Genomic DNA, 12,971 nt, shown 5'->3' on the forward strand with positions numbered 1-12,971 from the left:
TATTGCAAAAAACCCCATTCCGGCCAATGTGTCCGATGGAATCGTCGTCGCGACCCGATCGACGCCACCAGCGGTGTCGGCAGGGTTTGTCTGGAGGAACGGTTGGTCGGCGTAGATGCCTCCGGCGTGATCGGTAGTCAGTTCTCGATGACCGTGTATCGTCTATCGCAGCTGATCACGACACGGCTCAAATCGGGGCTGAACGTCAGGACCTGCCCTTGTCGTGGCCGGCTCCCTCGGGACGATCCACACCATCTGCACGAACTCGCCAAAGATCCGGACCGGGAGACCGAGTACTACGCTCGACAGATTGTTGATCATGGAACGACCACGTACTTATTGTTGGCCGTGAAACCAACGCTGTAGCGAATGGGATCGACGGCTGGTGACCTCGACGGGTACGCCGACGTGACGGTGTACGAAGACGGCACCGTCGTACGCATTTCGATCCGTCGTACCAGCGACGATGCGTACCCGTCGGGGCGGCGGTATACGGTCCACTACGGAGCGCTGACCGCAGGTCCTGAGACGCTCGACGACGGAACGGTCCGGCGGTACGACAACGCCCACGAGGAGACGAAAGGCCACGAGCGCCACGTCGCGCCCGATCCGGAACCGGAGCGCATCGAGTTCCCCGGCATCGAAGAACTCTACGAGCGGTTCTGAGACGAGATACCGAAGCCGCGGTTCGGCCCATCCACCGACACTGGTGATCCCCATGCCTGACAGCACGAACGTACTCCTGGTCACGGTCGACGACGACCACGACCCGTATGAAGCAGGAATAGAGGCAATTCAGCAGCTCAAAGCTGGCGAGGCCATCGACCAGCCGGCGACCATCCGCTTCGCCAATGAGTCACAACTCACGGACGTCTTCAACGAGCGGACGTACACGCTCCTGCGCGCCATCAGGGACGAGACACCGGGGAGTATCCGCGAAACCGCACGGCTGGTCGGCCGGGACAAGAAGAACGTCCACGAGGAGTTGACGACGCTCGAGGCGCTCGGTGTTATCCGATTCGAAGCGGATGGACGCGCGAAGCGACCGGTGTTCCCGTACGACGAACTCGTCGTGACCCCGCTCGCCCGCGGCTCCAGTGACGGAACACCGGCAGCGCCCTGACGCCGCCGCCCTCGCTCCGCCGGGCACGGCAGAGTAGCGCTCGAGTGGAGGACGCGTCGTTCAGTCTCTCGTGGGCTTCGTCTTCCTCGCCAGATAGTTCGAGATGGATCTCGGTGGCCGCACTGACGATCTCGATGTCCGAGAGATACAAAAACGCCTGCCTGGCAGAAGATCTCATCGTGGACTGCTGAATCCACTCTCTGTATGCAGTACTGGCGTCTTCGGGAGAAACGACGTACGATGTGTACGAAGTCCGTGCCGCACGGCGAATGATGTGGTGTCCATCTGTCACGACCATAGTGTTATTCCCTCCGTCCCCGAAGCGTACGAGATGGGAGACACCAAACGAGGTCGAGAGAAGCAGGCCCGTGACGCGGACGATCGCCAGCGGGAGCGCGACCGCAAAGAGGCCCAGGAGCGTGCGGACGAGCCCGAGCCACCTCGTGACGTATCAGACACAGCCGAGGGAACGCTACGCGAGGAGGGCGACCCCCGTGATTCCCCTCGCACGTGTCATCGTCGGGACTGCGACGAGCCCGCAACGTTCGTCGCCATCGAACGGTATCTGGAAGAAACCGGTCATGGACCCGTTACGGCAGAAGCGTTCCTGTGTCAGGAACACACCGCCGAAGAGAGTCCGACAAACCTCGATCATGCCTATCCCGACTACGTGTTTCGTGTCGTTCCACTCCCAGAGACACGGACGACAGATTAGAGCTGCCACGAGGACCGCCAGGCGAGATGATAAAGATACGAGCGCATACCCCCGTCTTTAGGCGGGGGTCAAGCGGACAATAGCCTACACACCCACCGACGACGTTATGGCTGGATTTCCCACAGTTCTATCTTTCTTCGAGGAGAGAATCCCGCCGTTTACGGCGGGAGTGAATCCGACAACTCCTACACCGACCGCCGTCGATACTGACTTCCTCCCACGACTGAAGTCGTGGGGTTCCACGGTCACAGACCGTGCCCCGACTTCGGGAGGTTCCCAACTCGTCGCACCGCACGGGTGGGTTGTGGGCCGAGCCAGTACGGCCCCCGACCGAGATAGCGGGCTTCATCTACCGCCCGATGGCGTGCATATCCTTACCTCGGACTCGGTACCACAACCGACAGGGCAGACCAACATAGTTGTTACGGGATTGTCGGATTCATCCCACGACTGAAGTCGTAGGCTTTCTCCTCGAACCACTGTAAGACCGGATATTCCATACCAATACAAGCCATTAAGTAACTCCTTCGACATAGGCTATGTATGGCGATTGAGGTCACGCGCACCTACGTTGGTTCAATCCAGAACCACCAACAGGTCTGCGATGGCCTCAATTCGCTCGGAGACTCCGTCTCGAAAATTTGGAACGTCGCCCGATGGACAGCCGACCGAATCTGGGATGCGACCGGCGAAATCCCAGACGAGGGCGTGCTGAAATCGTACATGAAGAACCGTGAGTGCTGGAAAGACTTGAACGCACAATCCAGTCAGAAAGTCATCGAAGAACTTTCCGACGCTTTCCAGTCATGGTTCGACCTGCGACACAAGGTTGACGAGGCGAATCCGCCCGGCTACCGCAAACACGGCGATACCCGACCCAAGAGTACGGTCACGTTCAAAGAAGACGGCTTCAAACACGACCCCGAGAACAACCGCGTTCGCCTCTCGAAAGGCTCGAACCTGAAAGAATACTGGTCGGACTTCATCCTCTGCGAGTACCAGACCCGACCCGACGTTGACCTCTCGAAAGTCAACAAGGTGCAGAACGTTCGCGCCGTCTGGAACGGCGACGAGTGGGAACTTCACTTCGTCTGCAAAGTCGAACTCGAAACCAACGACTCCGCAGGCAACGAAGTTGCGGGCATCGACCTTGGTATCACGAACATCGCCACGGTCGTCTTTCCCAACGAGTACGTTCTGTACCCCGGTAACTCACTCAAGCAGGACAAGCACTACTTCAAACGTGCTGAGTACGACACGGAAGGTGAGAACGGCCCGTCAGAGAAGTCGATGTGGGCGCGTCGAAAACTCACAGAGCGTGAGACACAGTTCTACCACACGCTGACTGATGCCATCATCACGGAGTGTGTCGAGCGCGGTGTGGGCACGCTCGCGGTGAGTTGGCCCGAAGACGTTCGAGCGTCAGATTGGGGAAAGACGGGTAACAAGAAGTTGCACTCGTGGGCGTTCGACCGCATCTACCAGTACCTCGAATACAAAGGCGAAGAGCGCGGTGTCGAGGTGTTGAAAGAGAATGAGTGGGACACCTCGAAGACGTGTTCACGGTGTGGTGACGACACGAAGTCGAACCGTGTCGAACGTGGCCTGTACGTTTGTTCGTCGTGTGGGTTGGTCGGAAACGCGGATTGTAACGGGGCGGAGAATATGCGACAGAAGATAACTCCGAGTCCTCACGGCGAGGATAGGAGTAACGGCTGTGTGGCACAGCCATCGACATACTTGTTCGACCGCGAGAGCGGGACGTTTCACACGAGAGAACAGGTCGTGTCGTAGACCAGCAAATATCCCAACTGCGGTACGGGAAGCCCCGCCGTTCACGGCGGGGAGGGTGTCACTGTGAAACGGCGGTTTGAGCCAGGCGAAGGTTACTAACCGTTCGTTCAGTAGCGATAACCGCTTCGGCCCTCCACGCGCCGGCGCGCCTGCTGTCACCGGCTTCCGTTCCTGTTCCGGGGGTGCGAGAGGAAGGAGCATCGGGCATCGCGCAGAACGGGGGCGCGTATCCCTCACGCCACGGTCGTCCCCTGCCGGATACACCCGTAAGTCCACCATCGGGATCGGGACGACCCGGTCCGTGACTCTCGGGGGACCCGGTCGGCCGGGTTACCCATCCGATCGGTACCCAACGCCTCCTGTGGACTCCCGTTCTCCTGTGCCGGACACCCCGTCATGCGAGCGCGGTCGTCGTGGGGATGAGGTACGGCAGTCGATATAAGGGGGCCGGGCGCTGGAGTCGGGGTATGGACGTCGGCGTCACGGTCGGTGACTCGGTGGAGCGGCTGGAAGCGACGGTTGACGGCTTCGCGTTCGCCGAACTCTCGATCGGCGAGTCCTCGTACGTTCCCGCCGACACGGACGATAGCCGCCTCCGGGCGGCGCTCGAATCCGTCGGTGCGGAGCTGTGCGTCCACCTGCCGTTCGATCAGGTCGTCGCGACGTCGGTTCCGCGGCTCAACGTCGCGATCGCCGACTACCTCGCGGAGCTACTCGACTGGGCGGGGACGCTCGGCGCGCGGAAGGCCGTTCTCCACGCGACGATGCGGAACCCGCACGACACCGACCAGCGGCCGGTCTTCGCCGACCAGCTGTCGGCCATCGCGCGGGCGGGCGACGACGCGGGGGTCGAACTCGTCGTCGAGAACGTCGGCCACCAGGCCCGCGGGCTCCCGCTCTCCGTCCTCGGCGACATCGCCCGGGAGACCGGGACGGCGGTCTGTTTCGACGTCGGCCACGCGTACATGGAGGACGGGGACGACGGGATCGAGCGCTTCCTCGACGAGTACGCCGATCTCGTCTCGCACCTCCACGTCCACGACGTGCGCGGGCGCGGGGACACCCACCTCCCGATCGGTGCCGGCGAGGTCGACTACGGGCTCGTGGCCGAGCTCCTGCCGGACTTCGAGGGGACCGTCGCCGTCGAGGTGTTCACCGACGACGTTCCCCTGTTGCGGGACTCGGCCGCCCGGGCGAGGAGTCACCTGGAGTGAGCGCGTGCGGCTCCCCGGCGGGGGACTGGAGACGCGGCATCGATCGGCCGCCCTCCATCGCGCTGAACACACTCCTCGTGCGTAGCACGTCCTCACCTGCCGCAAACACTCGCTATCGCGAGCGTGACGGTCCGGGCTTCCGGCGACGGAGCCCACCGGACCCCTCGCGCCGGCGAGATCCGGCGAGCGTCGGAGACCGAGGGCGGCCGAGGGGATCTGCCATCCGGCAGGCCCGTCTACCGGCTCGCCTCGGATCGGGGCCTCGGTATAAGCCCCCAAAGAATGGTGGGTCGCCGTATAACCTGTTAGCAGTCCACTCACGTCCTGTCAGAGCATGCTACCCGTGTCACGCGATTCGAACCGTCGCCGAGCTGACCGTGGCGTGGCGAGCGGACGTGATCGGCGATGAGACGGGGGACGGTCCTCGTGATCCTCGTCGTCGCGGCCGTGCTGCTTCCGATGTGGTTCGTCGCCAGCCAGGGTGAACCGCCGAGCGAGGAGATCGAGATCGACCAGAGCGTCAACGAGATCCGGCCGCTCGACGGGTTCGTCGACACGCCGAACAAGCTCTCTCCGAGCCAGGTCGGGGTGATCGTCTGGGTGGCGCTTCTCGTCCTCCTGGGCGTGCTGGCCGGCTTCCACCGGTTCATGAACAGGGCCGCGAGGCCGGCAGGCGGGGGTGGAGCGGTCACGACCCGGAACGGCCGGGAGGCCGAGGCCGCGCCGGACGGCGGGACGGTCAGCCAGTCGTGGCTCGTGACCGAGGATCGCTGGATCGTCGAGTACGTCCCCTCCAGCGACGCGATCGAGGGGCTGCTCGCGATGGGGCTGCTCTCCGTACTGACCGTCGTCTTCGCGGCGCTGTTCACCGGGGAGTACTTCACGCTCGCTCGAACGCAGTACTTCGGCATCTACGCGTTCGGGATGTTCATGTCCCTGACCGGGCTGACGGTCTCGTACTACGCCTGGTTCATGCCCCACGTCGAGGTCGCAGAACGGAGGGAGCACCGATGACACCGGCGGACGACACCGACGACGGTGGCTCCGACCCCGTTCCGGCCGCTTCGGACGACTGCTTCGGTGACTGCGGTGACTGTGGGGACGCCGGCCGGCCGAGCATCTACCGACCGTTCTGGCGGGAGACCCGGGCCCGGACGACCCGCCGAGGGTACGCCAGGGTGCTGGCGACCGTGGGCGGGCTGGCCGCGCTCGGGAGCCTCACTGCGCCGGTGCTCGGACTGACACGGGTCTTCGAGCGCTCCTACACCGGCCCGGTCTACTCCGACGGCGTCGCCCTCGTCGACGGCGAGGGCACCCGGATCACGGAGAACCGCCTGTCGGAGGGTGAACAGTTGACGGTCTTCCCCGAGCCCCGTCCCGGGATCGACCGCGCGCCGACGCTGCTGGTCCGGTTCCCGGAGGGGGAGTACGGCGGGGAGACGCGCGCGGAGTTCACCGTCTCGGGCTACGCGGCCTACTCGAAGGTCTGCACGCACGCGGGCTGTATGGTCGCCGACCGCGACGAGACGACGCTCGTCTGTCCCTGTCACTCCGGACGGTTCGACCCGCTGTCGGGTGCGGTGGTCACCGGCGGGCCGCCGCCGCGGGCGCTCCCGCAGCTGCCGATCACGCTGTCGAGCGACGGGGAGCTGATCGCGACCGGCGACTTCGAGGGGTCGGTCGGCCCCGGGGGTGGGTGATGGATCGACTCGATCACCTCTACCGGTGGGTCGACGATCGGCTGGACCTGGCGGGCGCGCAGTCGTTCCTCGGGAAGGCGTTCCCCGCCGAGGACTCGTTCCTGCTCGGCGAGGTGGCGCTGTTCTGTTTCCTGCTGCTGGTGCTGTCGGGGGTCTTCCTCGGCTTCTTCTTCGAGCCGAGCACCAGCGAGGTCGAGTACGAGGGCAGCGTCGCGCAGTACCAGGGCGAGGAGCTACCCGAGTCGTTCGTGAGCGTACTGAACATCACCTACGACGTCCCGTTCGGGATGCTCATCCGCCGGATGCACCACTGGGCGGCCCACCTCATGATCGCGGCGACGGGCCTGCATATGTTGCGGGTGTTCTTCACCGGCGCGTACCGCAACCCCCGCGAGCCCAACTGGCTGATCGGTACCGGTCTGGCGGGCGTGACCATGTTCGCGGCCTACACCGGGTACGCCCTCCCGTTCGACGAGTTCGCGAGTACCGCCGTCGGTATCGGGTACAACGTCTCCCTCTCGATCCCGATCGTCGGCGAGACGATCGCCAACCTGGCGTTCGGCGGATCGTTCCCCTCCAGCGCGACGATCCCCCGGTTCTACTTCCTGCACGTCCTGGTGCTGCCGGCGACCATCGCGGGGCTCATCGGCCTGCACATGCTCGTCCTCGTCAGGCAGAAACACACCGAGGCCCGGCGTGACGCGGACGTGCCGGCCCCCGGCGGGGACGACGCGACCGCCGCCGACGGCGGGGCAGTCGCCAGTGACGACGACAGCGTGGTCGTCGGCCTGCCGGCCTTCCCGAACCAGGCGGCCGTCAGCGCAGTCGTCTTCTTCCTGACGCTGGCGACGCTGTCGCTACTCGCCGGGTTCCTCCCGGTGCACAACATCGCCGAGTACGGGCCCAACGACCCGGCGTCGACGCCGTCGCTCATCATGCCGGACTGGTTCCTGATGTGGGGCTACGGCTTCCTGAAGCTGACCCCGTCGTGGCTCAGCTTCGACGTCCTCGGCGTGCACGTCAGCGCCGAGTTCGTCGGCGGACTGGCGCTACCGGGCCTCGTCTTCGGCCTCGTGGCGCTGTGGCCGTTCATCGATTACGAGCCCGAACCGACCCACTTCACCGCGGATCCCCTCGAACGCCCGTTCCAGACCGGGGTCGGCGTCGCCGGCGTCGTGTTCATCATGATCGCCTCGATCGCGGGGATGGACGTGATCCTCGGCCACGTCGTCGGGATGACCACGGCGCAGCTCAAGCCGTACCTGATCGCCGCCCTCGCCCTCGGCCCGCCGCTCGCCGGGCTGATCGTCTACGCGGGGCTCGGCGGGTTCGCCGACGGGGAGCCGCCGGACGACGAACCGACGGCGGACACGGGGAGAGACGAATGAGTCCGGAGTACGGCGGCACGGAGCTCTCCGGGCGGCGGTACCGCTGGCTGGATCGGGCGACGAAGCTCGCCGGCGTCGCGCTGATCGCCGCCGGCCTCGAGGTCGGCGGCGGGACGCTTGCGGGCATCGCCCTCGCGACGATCGGCGTGGCGTGCGGACTCACCACCGTTATCATCGACAATCCATGAGCCAAGGCGACGACTACCGTGATTCGACGTCAGGGGACGTCCCGACCGCGCGGCGGGACTTCCTGAAAGGTATCGGCGTAGCATCGCTGCTCGGCGCGACCGGCACCGGTCTCGGCGCGACCGACACGGACCCGGACGGGCTGTTCCGGATGGACGGCCTCGAGGTCGTCGACGATCCGATCGGCGACTACCCCTATCGTGACTGGGAGGACCTCTACCGCGAGCAGTGGGACTGGGACTCGACGGCGCGGTCGACGCACAGCGTCAACTGCACCGGTTCCTGCTCGTGGGAGGTGTACGTCCGCAACGGCCAGGTCTGGCGCGAGGACCAGGCCGCGGACTACCCGGTGTTCGACGAGGACGCGCCGAACCCCAACCCGCGGGGCTGTCAGAAGGGGGCCTGTTACTCCGACTACGTCAACGCCGACCACCGGGTGCTCCACCCGCTCCGGCGGACCGGCGACCGGGGGGAGGGCAAGTGGGAGCGGATCTCCTGGGACGAGGCGCTGACCGAGATCGCCGAGCAGGTCATCGAGACCGTCGCCGAGGAGGAGAACTACGACGGCATCAGCGGGTTCACGCCCATCCCGGCGATGAGCCCGGTCTCGTTCGCGGGCGGGTCGAGACTCGTCAACCTGCTCGGGGGCGTCTCGCACAGCTTCTACGACTGGTACTCCGACCTGCCGCCGGGGCAGCCGATCACCTGGGGGACGCAGACGGACAACGCCGAGAGCGCCGACTGGTACAACGCCGACTACCTCATCGCGTGGGGGTCGAACGTCAACGTCACGCGCATCCCGGACGCGAAGTACTTCCTCGACGCCGGGTACAACGGGACGAAGCGCGTCGGCGTCTTCACCGACTACTCGCAGACGGCCATCCACTGTGACGACTGGCTCAGCCCCGAACCGGGCACCGACACCGCGCTCGCGCTGGGGATGGCCCGGACGATCGTCGAGGAAGGGCTGTACGACGAGGACCACCTGAAGGAGCAGACCGACATGCCCCTCCTCGTGCGGGCGGACACCGGGAAGTTCCTCCGGGCAAACGAGGTGTCGGGACTGACCGTCGACGCCGACCGCCCGGACCACGTGTTCGTGATGCAGGACGCCACCGGCGGGCTGCGCGCCGCACCGGGGTCACTCGGGGCACGCGACGGCCAGCACGACGCCAGCGCCAGCATCGAACTGAGCTTCGACCCGCGACTCGACGTCGACGGGACGGTGTCGACGACCGACGGCTCGGTCGCGGTTCGCTCGGTGTGGAACGAACTCCGCGACGAACTGTCGAACTACACGCCCGAGCGCGTCCACGAGGAGACCGGCGTCGGCCGCCAGACCTACCAGGAGGTCGCCCGCGAGTTCGCCGAGGTCGACCGCGCGAAGATCATCCACGGGAAGGGCGTCAACGACTGGTATCACAACGACCTCGGGAACCGCGCCATCCAGCTGCTGGTGACGCTGACCGGCAACCTGGGCCGGCAGGGGACGGGGCTCGACCACTACGTCGGCCAGGAGAAGATCTGGACGTTCCACGGGTGGCAGACCCTCTCGTTCCCGACCGGCGACGTGAGAGGCGTGCCGACCACGCTGTGGACGTACTACCACTGTGACGTGCTGGACAACGCCGGCCCGGAGACGACCAGTCGCGTCCGCGAGGCCATCGACAACGACTGGATGCCGGTCTACCCCGAGGAACGATCGGACGGATCGCGGCCGGACCCGTCGGTGATGTTCATCTGGCGGGGGAACTACTTCAACCAGGCGAAGGGGAACGTCGCGATCGAGGAACAGCTCTGGCCGAAGCTCGACCTCGTGGTCGACATCAACTTCCGGATGGACTCCTCGGCGCTGTACTCGGACATCGTGCTCCCGACCGCGAGCCACTACGAGAAACACGATCTCTCGATGACGGATATGCACACGTACGTGCATCCGTTCACACCGGCGGTCGAGCCGCTGGGCGAGTCCAAGACGGACTGGCAGATCTTCCGCGAACTCGCCGCCAAGATCCAGGAGATCGCCGAAGAGCGCGGTATCGAGCCGATCCCCGATCGCACGTTCGACCGCGACATCGACCTCCAGTCGGTCCACGACGACTACGTCCGCGACTGGGAGACCGGTGAGCCGGGTGCCCTCGCCGACGACAGGGCGGCCGCGGAGTACATCCTCGAACACTCCGAGGAGACGAACCCGCACGACACCGACGAACGGATCACGTTCGACGACATCGACAACCAGCCCCGTCGGTTCCTCGCGGCCGGCGACCACTGGACCTCCGACATCGAGGAGGGGAAGGCGTACACGCCCTGGAAGGACTACGTCCAGGACAAGGAGCCGTGGCCGACGTTCACGGGTCGACAGCAGTACTACGTCGATCACGACTGGTTCCTGGAACTCGGCGAACAGCTTCCGACCCACAAGCAGGCACCCACGCTACAGGACAAGGCCGAGTACCCGCTCCGCTACAACACCCCTCACGGCCGGTGGTCGATCCACTCGACGTGGCGCGACAGCGAACGGATGCTCCGCCTCCAGCGCGGGGAACCGGTCGTCTACCTGAACCCCGAGGACATGGCCGAGCGGGGCATCGAGGACGGCGACACCGTCCGTGTCCACAACGACCTCGGCGAGGTCGAGGTTCAGGCGAAACGCTACCCGAGCAGCGAGCCAGGTACCGCGCGGATGTACTTCGCCTGGGAGCGCTTCCAGTACCCGGACCGCAACAACTTCAACTCGCTCGTCCCCCTGTACATGAAACCCACACAGCTCGTCCAGTACCCCGAGGACACCGGCGAACACCTGCACTTCTTCCCCAACTACTGGGGCCCGACCGGCGTCAACAGCGACGTCCGCGTCGAGGTCGAACGGGTCGACGACGGGAGCGGCGACGGTGATGACGGCGGGGGCGGCGGTGACGACGCCGGCGATGAGAGCGGCGGTGACGGCGAGGGCGACGGGGGTGAGAGCCAGTGAGCTCCCAGGGCGACGACGGCGAGGACACGGTGCCCCTCGCGGAGGGCGTCGACCACCAGGTCGCGATGGTGATGGACCTGAACAAGTGCATCGGCTGTCAGACGTGTACGATCGCCTGCAAGACCAACTGGACGGACGGCGGCGGTCGCGAGTACATGTACTGGAACAACGTCGAGACCAAACCGGGTGCCGGCTACCCCCGCGACTGGGAGGAGATGGGTGGCGGGTGGACCGACGACGGCGGGGAGCGCACGCCGGGCGAACTCCCCGAGGAGGACGACTACGGCCGGCCGTGGGACTTCAACCACGAGCAGATCATGTACGAGGGCAGCGACGAGCCGCTGCGCCCGATGGACAGCGCCGCCGACTGGAGTCCGAACTGGGACGAGGACGAGGGGGCCGGCGAGTACCCCAACTCCTACTACTTCTACCTCCCGCGCATCTGCAACCACTGTACGCACCCCTCCTGCGTCGAGGCCTGCCCCCGGTCGGCACTGTACAAGCGCTCCGAGGACGGGATCGTCCTCGTCGACCAGGACCGCTGTCGGGGCTACCGCTACTGCGTCGAGGGCTGTCCGTACAAGAAGGTGTACTACAACGCGATGAAGAAGACCTCCGAGAAGTGCATCTTCTGCTACCCACGGATCGAGGGGGAGGGCCCGGAGGGCGAGGTCCGCGGGACGGCCTGCGCGGAGGACTGCCCGCCGCAGCTCCGGATGGTCGGCTACCTCGACGACGAGGAGGGGCCGATCCACAAGCTGGTCAACGAGTACGAGGTGGCGATCCGGCTACACCCCGAGTTCCGGACCGAGCCGAACGTCTACTACATCCCGCCGTTCGCCCCACCCCAGCACTCCGAGGAGGGCGAGTCGCTCGACGCCGAGCGCATCCCGCGGACCTATCTCGAGGAGCTGTTCGGGCCGAAGATCAACGACGCGCTGAACACGATCAGCCGGGAGCGCGACCGGGTCCGGCGCGGCGAGGAGAGCGAACTGATGGAGCTCCTGAACAGCGACCGCGAGGAGAAGTACCGGCTGGAGGTGTTCGAATGACCGACGCGAGAGGTGACCTGCTGCTGGCGGGCGCGTTCGCGGCGCTGTTGCTCGCGGTGGCAACCGTCGGGCCGACGGTCGTCGACGCCCGCCCCGCCTACGAGATTCCCGTTGAGCGCGGGACCGAGGCGGAGGGCTTCGGGAGCGCCACGGCCGATCCGTGGACGGAGGTGCCGGCCGCGACGGTGTCACTGTCCGCCGCCGGGGCGTCGGTTCCGGCCGCGGACGACGTGACCGTCGAGGAGACGAAGCTCCAGGCGGTCCGGACCGACCGGCGGCTCTACCTGCGGCTCTCGTGGGCCGACGCGACGGTGGACCGATCGACGAACGCCACCAGGGCGTTCGCCGACGCGGTCGCGGTTCAGGTGCCTGCGAACGCGAGCGCCCGCCCACCCATCGCGATGGGGAGCGCCGGCAACCCCGTGAACGTATGGTACTGGTCGGCGGACGACACCACGGAGGAACTGCTCGCTGGCGGTCCGGGGAGTACGACGCGGTTCGACCCGGGGACGGTCACCACGGACGCGACGCGCGCCGACGGTCGCTGGCACGTCGTGCTGTCGCGGCCGCTCGACGCCCCGAACGCCAACAGGACAGCCATCCCGGACGACGCCGACATGGACGTCGCCCTCGCGGTCTGGAACGGCTCGAACGCGGAGCGCTCGGGGAAGAAGTCCGTCAGCGAGTGGCACTACCTCGCGCTCGGCCCCGGCCCGCAGGGACCGCCGTACCAGACGATACTCTGGATCGTCGCCGGCCTCGCCATCGTCGGCTCCGCGCTGGTGACGATCGAGGGTGTCCGCCGGACGAGGGGTGAGTGAG

At 66.0% G+C, this 12,971-nt stretch carries 12 protein-coding genes; all 12 read left to right on the forward strand.

Annotated features, from left to right (window positions below):
- Positions 1-369: 369 nt before the first annotated feature.
- The 12 genes from WDJ58_RS18970 (at position 370) to WDJ58_RS19025 (ending at position 12,970) form a co-directional block, all read left to right on the forward strand.
- Positions 370-666, forward strand: a complete 297-nt coding sequence (locus WDJ58_RS18970; RefSeq protein WP_338914866.1) for a toxin-antitoxin system TumE family protein — start codon at positions 370-372, stop codon at positions 664-666.
- A 52-nt stretch (positions 667-718) separates the two neighbouring features.
- Positions 719-1,123: a hypothetical protein gene (locus tag WDJ58_RS18975; RefSeq protein ID WP_338914867.1), complete on the forward strand. Its 405-nt coding sequence runs from the start codon at positions 719-721 to the stop codon at positions 1,121-1,123.
- Between the two features lie 331 nt (positions 1,124-1,454).
- On the forward strand, positions 1,455-1,838 hold the full coding sequence (locus WDJ58_RS18980; protein WP_338914868.1) for a hypothetical protein: 384 nt from the start codon (positions 1,455-1,457) through the stop codon (positions 1,836-1,838).
- A 543-nt stretch (positions 1,839-2,381) separates the two neighbouring features.
- Entirely contained in the window at positions 2,382-3,632 is a 1,251-nt protein-coding gene (locus tag WDJ58_RS18985; RefSeq protein WP_338914869.1) for an RNA-guided endonuclease InsQ/TnpB family protein, read from the forward strand.
- A 467-nt stretch (positions 3,633-4,099) separates the two neighbouring features.
- Positions 4,100-4,846: a sugar phosphate isomerase/epimerase family protein gene (locus WDJ58_RS18990; RefSeq protein WP_338914870.1), complete on the forward strand. Its 747-nt coding sequence runs from the start codon at positions 4,100-4,102 to the stop codon at positions 4,844-4,846.
- A 405-nt stretch (positions 4,847-5,251) separates the two neighbouring features.
- On the forward strand, positions 5,252-5,860 hold the full coding sequence (locus WDJ58_RS18995; protein ID WP_338914872.1) for a hypothetical protein: 609 nt from the start codon (positions 5,252-5,254) through the stop codon (positions 5,858-5,860).
- Entirely contained in the window at positions 5,857-6,546 is a 690-nt protein-coding gene (locus WDJ58_RS19000; protein WP_338914873.1) for a ubiquinol-cytochrome c reductase iron-sulfur subunit, read from the forward strand. The genes WDJ58_RS18995 and WDJ58_RS19000 overlap by 4 nt, the downstream gene beginning before the upstream one ends.
- Positions 6,546-7,934 (forward strand): cytochrome b, encoded by a 1,389-nt coding sequence (locus WDJ58_RS19005; protein ID WP_338914874.1) that lies wholly within the window; start codon positions 6,546-6,548, stop codon positions 7,932-7,934. Before WDJ58_RS19000 ends, WDJ58_RS19005 begins: the two co-directional genes overlap by 1 nt.
- Complete coding sequence (locus WDJ58_RS19010) at positions 7,931-8,122, forward strand: hypothetical protein (protein WP_338914875.1); 192 nt, start codon at positions 7,931-7,933, stop codon at positions 8,120-8,122. The genes WDJ58_RS19005 and WDJ58_RS19010 overlap by 4 nt, the downstream gene beginning before the upstream one ends.
- Complete coding sequence (locus tag WDJ58_RS19015; RefSeq protein ID WP_338914876.1) at positions 8,119-11,097, forward strand: molybdopterin-dependent oxidoreductase; 2,979 nt, start codon at positions 8,119-8,121, stop codon at positions 11,095-11,097. Before WDJ58_RS19010 ends, WDJ58_RS19015 begins: the two co-directional genes overlap by 4 nt.
- Positions 11,094-12,149 (forward strand): 4Fe-4S dicluster domain-containing protein, encoded by a 1,056-nt coding sequence (locus WDJ58_RS19020; protein WP_338914877.1) that lies wholly within the window; start codon positions 11,094-11,096, stop codon positions 12,147-12,149. Before WDJ58_RS19015 ends, WDJ58_RS19020 begins: the two co-directional genes overlap by 4 nt.
- Positions 12,146-12,970, forward strand: coding sequence for an ethylbenzene dehydrogenase-related protein (locus WDJ58_RS19025; RefSeq protein WP_338914878.1), 825 nt, complete (start codon positions 12,146-12,148; stop codon positions 12,968-12,970). The genes WDJ58_RS19020 and WDJ58_RS19025 overlap by 4 nt, the downstream gene beginning before the upstream one ends.
- Position 12,971 lies beyond the last annotated feature (1 nt).

The organism is Salinirubellus litoreus (assembly GCF_037335815.1).
GTDB lineage: Archaea > Halobacteriota > Halobacteria > Halobacteriales > Haloarculaceae > Salinirubellus > Salinirubellus litoreus.